This window comes from Allobosea sp., assembly GCF_051860145.1.
Classification (GTDB): domain Bacteria; phylum Pseudomonadota; class Alphaproteobacteria; order Rhizobiales; family Beijerinckiaceae; genus Allobosea.
Window position 1 is genome coordinate 93,285 of sequence record NZ_JBHYEM010000018.1, and the last position, 7,396, is coordinate 100,680.

At 66.1% G+C, this 7,396-nt stretch carries 8 protein-coding genes; 2 read left to right on the forward strand and 6 right to left on the reverse strand.

The window, feature by feature from the left end; translation table 11 throughout:
- Nucleotides 1-113: 113 nt before the first annotated feature.
- The 4 genes from pnp to ACTIF2_RS22505 all read right to left on the reverse strand — a co-directional run bounded on the left by pnp (nucleotide 114) and on the right by ACTIF2_RS22505 (nucleotide 4,141).
- Entirely contained in the window at nucleotides 114-2,282 is a 2,169-nt protein-coding gene (gene pnp, locus ACTIF2_RS22490) for a polyribonucleotide nucleotidyltransferase (protein ID WP_439499354.1), read from the reverse strand.
- Nucleotides 2,283-2,599: 317 nt separating this feature from the next.
- Complete coding sequence (gene rpsO / locus ACTIF2_RS22495) at nucleotides 2,600-2,869, reverse strand: 30S ribosomal protein S15 (RefSeq protein WP_439499355.1); 270 nt, start codon at nucleotides 2,867-2,869, stop codon at nucleotides 2,600-2,602.
- Between the two features lie 178 nt (nucleotides 2,870-3,047).
- Nucleotides 3,048-3,632 (reverse strand): flavin reductase family protein, encoded by a 585-nt coding sequence (locus tag ACTIF2_RS22500; protein WP_439499356.1) that lies wholly within the window; start codon nucleotides 3,630-3,632, stop codon nucleotides 3,048-3,050.
- Between the two features lie 110 nt (nucleotides 3,633-3,742).
- The gene (locus tag ACTIF2_RS22505; protein WP_439499357.1) at nucleotides 3,743-4,141 is read right to left on the reverse strand and encodes a winged helix-turn-helix transcriptional regulator; all 399 of its coding nucleotides are present in this window, start codon (nucleotides 4,139-4,141) and stop codon (nucleotides 3,743-3,745) included.
- A 125-nt stretch (nucleotides 4,142-4,266) separates the two neighbouring features.
- Here ACTIF2_RS22505 and ACTIF2_RS22510 point away from each other — a divergent pair, with 125 nt between their 5' ends.
- Nucleotides 4,267-4,878, forward strand: a complete 612-nt coding sequence (locus ACTIF2_RS22510; RefSeq protein WP_439499358.1) for an NAD(P)-dependent oxidoreductase — start codon at nucleotides 4,267-4,269, stop codon at nucleotides 4,876-4,878.
- Nucleotides 4,879-5,032: 154 nt separating this feature from the next.
- Here ACTIF2_RS22510 and ACTIF2_RS22515 read toward each other — a convergent pair whose 3' ends face one another.
- Entirely contained in the window at nucleotides 5,033-5,386 is a 354-nt protein-coding gene (locus ACTIF2_RS22515) for an Atu4866 domain-containing protein (RefSeq protein ID WP_439499359.1), read from the reverse strand.
- Between the two features lie 69 nt (nucleotides 5,387-5,455).
- On the reverse strand, nucleotides 5,456-6,190 hold the full coding sequence (locus ACTIF2_RS22520; protein ID WP_439499360.1) for an SDR family oxidoreductase: 735 nt from the start codon (nucleotides 6,188-6,190) through the stop codon (nucleotides 5,456-5,458).
- Between the two features lie 218 nt (nucleotides 6,191-6,408).
- Here ACTIF2_RS22520 and ACTIF2_RS22525 point away from each other — a divergent pair, with 218 nt between their 5' ends.
- A complete protein-coding gene (locus ACTIF2_RS22525) occupies nucleotides 6,409-7,314 on the forward strand; it encodes an AraC family transcriptional regulator (RefSeq protein WP_439499361.1) in 906 nt (301 codons plus the stop codon).
- Nucleotides 7,315-7,396 lie beyond the last annotated feature (82 nt).

The window sequence follows — 7,396 nt, forward strand, 5'->3', positions numbered from 1 at the left end:
ATGGCTCTGCATTGCTTCGCTGCGCTCGCAATGACGCTAGAGCTGACCCCAAAACAAAAACGCCCCGCATCCTGCGATGCGGGGCGTTCCGTTTCACGTGAATCGCGAAAGGCTTACTCGGCGGCGCCGCGCTCCCGGTTCTTCTCCGCATCGCGCTGGGCCTTGAGCTTCTCGGTAAGGTCCTCGCCGGTCTCCTGGTCGACGACCTTCATCGAGAGGCGGATCTTGCCGCGCTCGTCCTGGCCGAGGAACTTGACCTTGACCTTGTCGCCTTCCTTGACGACGTCCGAGACCTTCTGGACCCTGGCCGCGGCCAGCTCCGAAATATGAACCAGCCCGTCCTTGGCGCCGAAGAAGTTCACGAAGGCGCCGAACTCCATGATCTTCACGACGGTGCCGTCATAGATCATGCCCGGCTCGGCTTCCGAGACGATCGACTTGATCCACTTGATCGCGGCTTCGATCGACTTGCCGTCGGCCGAGGCGATCTTGATGGTGCCGTCATCCTCGATGTTGACCTTCGCACCGGTCTTCTCGACGATCTCGCGAATGACCTTGCCGCCGGAGCCGATGACTTCGCGGATCTTGTCGACCGGGATCTTCATCGTCTCGATGCGCGGGGCATACTCGCCGAGCTGGCCGCGCGAGGCCGACAGCGCCTTGTTCATCTCGCTGAGGATGTGGTCGCGACCGCCCTTGGCCTGGTCGAGGGCGACCTTCATGATCTCCTCGGTGATGCCGGCGATCTTGATGTCCATTTGAAGCGAGGTGATGCCCTCGGCCGTGCCGGCGACCTTGAAGTCCATGTCGCCGAGATGGTCCTCGTCGCCGAGGATGTCGGAGAGCACCGCGAAGCGCTCGCCTTCCAGGATGAGGCCCATGGCGATGCCGGCGACCGGCGCCTTGAGCGGCACGCCGGCATCCATCAGCGCCAGCGAGGTGCCGCAGACGGTCGCCATCGAGGAGGAGCCGTTCGACTCGGTGATCTCCGAGACGACGCGGATCGTGTAGGGGAACTCCGCCTTGGCCGGCAGCATCGGGCGGATCGCGCGCCAGGCGAGCTTGCCATGGCCGATCTCGCGGCGGCCGGGCGAACCCATGCGGCCAGCTTCGCCAACCGAATAGGGCGGGAAGTTGTAGTGCAGCAGGAAGGTCTCCTTGTAGGTGCCTTCCAGCGAGTCGATATACTGCTCGTCGTCGCCGGTGCCCAGCGTGGTCACGACCAGCGCCTGGGTCTCGCCGCGGGTGAACAGCGCCGAACCGTGGGTTCGCGGCAGGATGCCCGCTTCCGAGACGATCTTGCGGACCGTCTTGAGGTCGCGGCCGTCGATGCGGACGCCATCATCGAGGATGGTCCAGCGCACGACCTTGGCCTGGGCTTCCTTGAACTGGCCGCCGACCTGCTCCTTGGTGAAGGTGGTCTTGCCGTCCGGCGTGTCCGAGATCAGCGCAGCGACCTTGGCCTTGGCCTCGTCGAGAGCCTTGTAGCGCTCGGCCTTGGTGGTGATCTTGTAGGCGGCGCGGATATCCGCATCGACAAGCTTCAGCACGGCGTCGAGCACGACGGAATTGTCGGCCGGGGTGTAGTCGCGCGGCTCCTTGGCGGCCTTCTCGGCCAGGCGGATGATGGCGTCGATCACCGGCTGGAAGTGCTTGTGGCCGAACATCACGGCGCCGAGCATGATCTCCTCGGAGAGCTGCTTGGCCTCCGACTCGACCATCAGGACGGCGTCGGGCGTGCCGGCGACGACGAGGTCGAGCTGCGATTCCTTGATCTCGTCGACCAGCGGATTGAGCTTGTAGGCGCCGTCGAAATAGCCGACGCGGGCAGCGCCGACCGGGCCCATGAAGGGCACGCCGGAGAGCGTCAGCGCGGCGGAGGCCGCGACCATCGCGACGATGTCGGGATCGTTCTCGAGGTCATGCTGCAGCACGGTGCAGACGACCTGCGTCTCGTTGCGGTAGCCCTCGACGAAGAGCGGGCGGATCGGCCGGTCGATCAGGCGCGAGACCAGCGTCTCCTTCTCGGTCGGGCGGCCTTCGCGCTTGAAATAGCCGCCGGGAATGCGGCCGGCGGCGAAGGTCTTTTCCTGGTAGTTCACGGTCAGCGGGAAGAAGTCGATCCCGGCCTTGGGCGACTTGGCGGAGACGACGGTCGCGAGCACGACGGTCTCGCCATAGGTCGCGAGCACGGCGGCGTCGGCCTGGCGGGCGATCTTGCCGGTTTCGAGCACGAGCTTGCGCCCGCCCCAGATCAGCTCTTCGGTTTGGATGTCGAACATGGATTTTCTTTCGGTCGGATGCGGCATCCGTCCGGACGTCTCAAGCCCATGGGCAAGACGGCGGAAAGCTCGGGAGGCGAAGACGATGGCGCCCGAGCGCTCGGCGATCCTGCCATGGACGTCGGGGCGTCCGGCGGAAGCCAGCGACGCACCGCCCATGCGGCCGCCGCGTTGGAGTCAGGGCGCCGCACCATTGCGGCGAGACCCTGGAATTGCAGCGAGATGTCGTCGAGGGCCGGTTTGCGGCCCTTGCCATCCCGCTTTTGGAAAAGCCGCCCGGAACCGATCGGCGCCGGGCGGGACGTATCTGCGATCGATCAGCGGCGGATGCCGAGCTTCTCGATCAGCGACCTGTAGCGCGCCTCGTTCCGGCTCTTGAGATAGTCGAGCAGCGAACGGCGCTGCGAGACCATCTTGAGCAGGCCGCGACGCGAATGGTTGTCCTTGACATGCGACTTGAAATGGCCGGTCAGGTTGTTGATGCGCTCCGTCAGGATCGCGACCTGGACCTCCGGCGAGCCGGTGTCGTTCGGCTTGGTGGCATGTTCCTTCATGAGCGCGGTCTTGCGCTCAGGCGTAATCGACATCGTGTGATCCTTCGGTTGGATGTTGATCTGGCGGGCCAGGCCGGGATGTCGTCCAGCAAGGTCCGAAGCCCGCAGCCATCTCATCACGGAGAGGGTGCGCAGCCGGCCGCAAGGGCCGGTTGGGGCGGGATATACACGAAACTGGGCGAAAGGCCAGCGCGCCGATCGCGCTGGCGCCTCACAGCATCGACGCGCGGAACAGCGAGCTGCGATCGATCACCGTGCCGGCGACCATGAACACGCCGTCGCCCTTGTAGTGCAGCGTCTCGGGATGTTTCGGCTCAGGCCGCGCATGCGCCTTCACCACCTCGAAGACGAAGACGTCGTACCGGCTGATCAGCGCCTCGTCATGCAGGCGGCATTCGAAATTCGCATGGCATTCGCGGATCAGGGGCGCCGCGACCTCGCTCGCCTTCTCGGCCGTCAGCCCGAACTCCTTGAACTTGTCGATCTCGCTGCCGGAGCTGTTGCCGATGCCGATCACCTGCTCGGTCAGCTCGGTCGTCGGCAGGTTGATGACGCACTCGCCGCTGCCGCGGATCATGTCATGGCTGTGATTGCCGCTCGAGATCAGGCAGGCGACCAGCGATGGCGAGAACGCCATCACCATATGCCAGCCCATCGTCATGATATTGGTCCGCCCCTGCCATTTCGAGGAGACCAGCACGATCGGGCCAGGCTCGAGGAAATAGCGGACGCGGCTGAGCGGAAAATCGCGCTTGGCGCTGCGCCGTCCCGTCCTGGCGCCGGCTTTCGCAGGCATGGCTCGCTCCATCGCTCGGCCCGGATGCCGGGTCGTCCGATGAGGAACGCGTCAGGGCGGTGCCGGTTCGGCAGGTGTGGCGACGATCCGGCGTTGCGCCTGGCCAAGATTCAGCCGGCGTGCTCGCTCCGGACATGGTCCGCCGCCGTCTCGCCGCGGTCATAGCGCCGCTGGGCGTCCTGCACCTCCGCGATATGCGCCTCGGCCCAGAGCGTCAGCCCCTGCACCGTGCGGGCCAGCGTACGGCCGAGCGGCGTCAGCGCATATTCCACGGTCACGGGAACGGTCGCGAACACCGCGCGGCTGATCAGCCCGTCGCGCTCCAGGCTCTTCAGCGTCTGCGAGAGCATCTTTTGCGAGATGCTGTCGATGCGCCGGCGCAGCGCGTTGAAGCGCAATGTCTCCTGCTCGAGCAGGATCAGGATCAGCACCGCCCATTTGTCGCCGATGCGGTCGAGGACCTGCCGGGTCGGGCATTGCGCGTTGAAAGCGTCCGGGCGCTGCAGCATCGCGGTTTCCTGAAAGTGACCATGTCGCGCGAAGGTGCCTTCTTTACGGCCTTTCGCACATGCGCCATCTGGTATCGCACAGGATGTTGGTTCCTGAAAGATACTATCTTGGAAGGCAGATCTCCATGAACATCGCACTCATTGGCGCCACCGGCTTCATCGGCTCGCGCCTTCTCGCCGAACTCACCGCCCGTGGCCATCAGGTCACCGCGATCAGCCGCAATCCCGACAAGGTCCAGGCTGCGCCCGGCGTGACGGCGAAAAAGGGCGACGTCTTCGATCGCGACGGCCTCGCCGCGCTGCTCGCCGGTCACGACGCCGTGATCAGCGCCGTGCATTTTACCGCCAGCGATCCGGCGACCCTGCTCGCCGCCGTCAGGCAGTCCGGCGTGAAGCGCTATCTCGTGGTCGGCGGCGCCGGCAGCCTCGAGGTCGCGCCGGGCAAGCAGCTCTTCGATACGCCAGACTTCCCGCAGATCTATCACGCCGAAGCCAAGAAGGGCGGCGCCTTCCTCGACCTGCTGAAGGGCGAGACCGGGCTCGACTGGACCTTCCTGTCGCCCTCGGCGCTGATCCAGCCGGGCGAGCGCACCGGCACGTTCAGGCTCGGCGGCGACCAGCTCCTGGTCGATGCCCAGGGCAAGAGCGCGATCTCGGCCGAGGATTACGCCGTCGCGCTGGTCGATGAAGTGGAAACGCCGGCGCATTCGCGCCGGCGTTTCACGGTGGGTTACTAGAGCATTTTCGAGCGAAGTGGGTACCGGTTCGCGTGAAGAAAATGCGATAAAACAAAGAGATAGAGCAATTCCGCGATTCGAAGAACGCGGAATTGCTCTAGCGGGATGCGTCAGCGGGACCGGATAGTGGTCCCGCTGAAGCCTGAATTCGCCCTCAGGCGGCCTTGCGGAAGCGCTTCTCGCCGATGTCGAGCACGCCGCGGCGCAGCTGTCCGAGCGCGACGGTGCCGCTGTCGCCCTCGAAATAGAGCCGGTTGTCATCGACCTCGTAGCGGCCGCGATACCGGACCTGCTCGGCGGCCTTGGTCTTGTCGAAACGGCCATCGCGGCGCAGCTCGAGCTGCATCGCGCCGTCCTCGGTGATCCAGGTACCGATCGCGGCCCGCTCGGCGGGGCTGAGCCGGGCCGGCAGGTCGAGATCGATCTCGAGCGGGCGTGCCGGCTTCGCGGCGGGAATGACGCGGGCGGTGAAGGCACCGAGCGCCTGGACGATCTGGGTGAATGCCATGATCGGGTCTCCTCATAGATAGTTTGGTCGGCGGCGCAGCGGTATAGCTGCGACGCCCGCATAAAGCGGTCAGTAGGCGCTCGCTGTCGGGCGCATGATGATCTCGCTGACATCGACATCGCCGGGTTCGGCGATCGCGAAGGCGATGGCCCGGGCGATTGCGTCCGGCTCGATTGCGACCTGGCGGAATTCGGCCATTGCGGCCTGCGCGCCCGTATCGGTGATCGTCGAAGCCAGTTCGGAACGGGTCACGCCGGGCGAGATCACTGTCACACGTATGTCGCTGTGCTCCTGGCGCAAGCCCTCCGAGATCGCCAGCACCGCATATTTTGTCGCGCAGTAGACCGCGGCCGTCGGATAGACCGCATGTCCGCCGATCGAGGAGAGATTGATGAACTGGCCGGAGCCCTGGCGCTTCATGATCGGCAGCCCCGCGGCGATGCCATGCAGCACGCCGCGGATATTGACGTCGATCATCCGGTTCCACTCGTCGAGCTTGAGCGCTGCGAGCGGGGACAGCGGCATCACGCCGGCATTGTTGACGACGACGTCGAGCCGGCCGAATTCCTTCTGGGCGAAGGCGAGGAAGGCGGCGACGCTGTTCGCCTCGGTGACGTCGAGCGCCATGTAGCGCACGTTGCCGCCCTCCGCCTCGATCGCGGCGGCGAGTGCCGCCAGCCGCTCCGTGCGGCGCGCGCCGAGGACGACCCGGGCGCCCTTGCGGGCGAGGACGCGGGCCGTGGCTTCGCCGATGCCGCTGCTGGCGCCGGTGATGGCGACGACCTTGTTGTCGAGTTCGGACATGAAAATCTCCCGCTTCTGGGGCCAGCGGCGCTGCGCCGTCCGGTGTGAGCGGAAGATGGCTCGGCCGAGGCGATGGGCGGTAGACCGATGCGCCGCGAAGATTGCCCGATTCTCCAGGAGTGAGGCGCGGGCATGGTCGGCAGGGCAGGTTTCATTATATGAAAGCCCAGGTGCTGGGCGGTGACCCGGCGTCGCAAGGCAAGGCAGAGGACTGAGACATGGATCGCCAGCAGGAGCTCGCCGCGCTCGTCAGCGGCCTGGCGCCGCAGGACGGAATGCATCAGACCGCGATCCCGCGCCTGTTCCTGATCCGCTCGGCGCAGCCGACCGAGCCGCTGCACGCGCTGCACGAGCCGGCGGTCTGCATCATCGTCCAGGGCGCCAAGCAGGTCATGCTGGGCGAGCGGGTCTATCGCTATGACGCGACGCGCTATCTCATCGTCTCGGTCGACCTGCCGGTGGTCGGCCAGGTCATCGAGGCCAGCCTCGAGGCGCCCTATCTCTGCATCCGGCTCGATCTCGATCCCGGCGTGCTGGGCGCCCTGATGCTGGAGGCCGATCCCTCGGGCGCGGCATCCGCCGCGGCCCCAGGCTCCGGACTGGCGCTCGATCCGGTGACGCCGGCATTGCTCGACGCGCTGACTAGGCTGGTCCGGTTGCTGGAGACGCCGGCCGACATCGCCATTCTCGCGCCGCTGGCCGAGCGCGAGATCCTTTACCGCCTGCTCGGCGGCGAGGCCGGCGGGCGTCTGCGTCAGATCGCGCTTGGCGAAAGCAAGCTGCAGCAGGTCAACCGCGCGATCGGCTGGATCAAGCGCAATTACGACAAGTCCTTCGACCTCGAGACGGTGGCGTCACAGGCGCGGATGAGCCCCTCGGCCCTGCACCAGCATTTCAAGGCCGTCACCGCGATGAGCCCGCTGCAATACCAGAAGCAGCTGCGCCTGCAGGAGGCGCGCCGGCTGATCCTGAGCGCCGCGCTGGATGCGGCTTCAGCCGGGTTCCGGGTCGGCTATGAGAGCCCCTCGCAGTTCAGCCGGGAATATAGCCGCCTGTTCGGTGCGCCGCCGCTGCGCGACGTAGCCCGCTTGCGCGCAGGCGAGCACAGCCTGGTCTCGGCCTGACCAGCTCCCGCTCTCCCGTCAGAATTCCTCCCATCCTGCATCGTCGCGTCCGTTCGCGATCTTCTTTGCGGGCGCGCGTTTG

What these genes read in the sequence shown, in the direction of transcription:
- pnp (WP_439499354.1), bottom strand. Translation starts at nt 2,282, where the DNA reads ATGTTCGACATCCAAACCGAAGAGCTGATCTGGGGCGGGCGCAAGCTC.
- rpsO (WP_439499355.1), bottom strand. Translation starts at nt 2,869, where the DNA reads ATGTCGATTACGCCTGAGCGCAAGACCGCGCTCATGAAGGAACATGCC.
- ACTIF2_RS22500 (WP_439499356.1), bottom strand. Translation starts at nt 3,632, where the DNA reads ATGCCTGCGAAAGCCGGCGCCAGGACGGGACGGCGCAGCGCCAAGCGC.
- ACTIF2_RS22505 (WP_439499357.1), bottom strand. Translation starts at nt 4,141, where the DNA reads ATGCTGCAGCGCCCGGACGCTTTCAACGCGCAATGCCCGACCCGGCAG.
- ACTIF2_RS22510 (WP_439499358.1), top strand. Translation starts at nt 4,267, where the DNA reads ATGAACATCGCACTCATTGGCGCCACCGGCTTCATCGGCTCGCGCCTT.
- ACTIF2_RS22515 (WP_439499359.1), bottom strand. Translation starts at nt 5,386, where the DNA reads ATGGCATTCACCCAGATCGTCCAGGCGCTCGGTGCCTTCACCGCCCGC.
- ACTIF2_RS22520 (WP_439499360.1), bottom strand. Translation starts at nt 6,190, where the DNA reads ATGTCCGAACTCGACAACAAGGTCGTCGCCATCACCGGCGCCAGCAGC.
- ACTIF2_RS22525 (WP_439499361.1), top strand. Translation starts at nt 6,409, where the DNA reads ATGGATCGCCAGCAGGAGCTCGCCGCGCTCGTCAGCGGCCTGGCGCCG.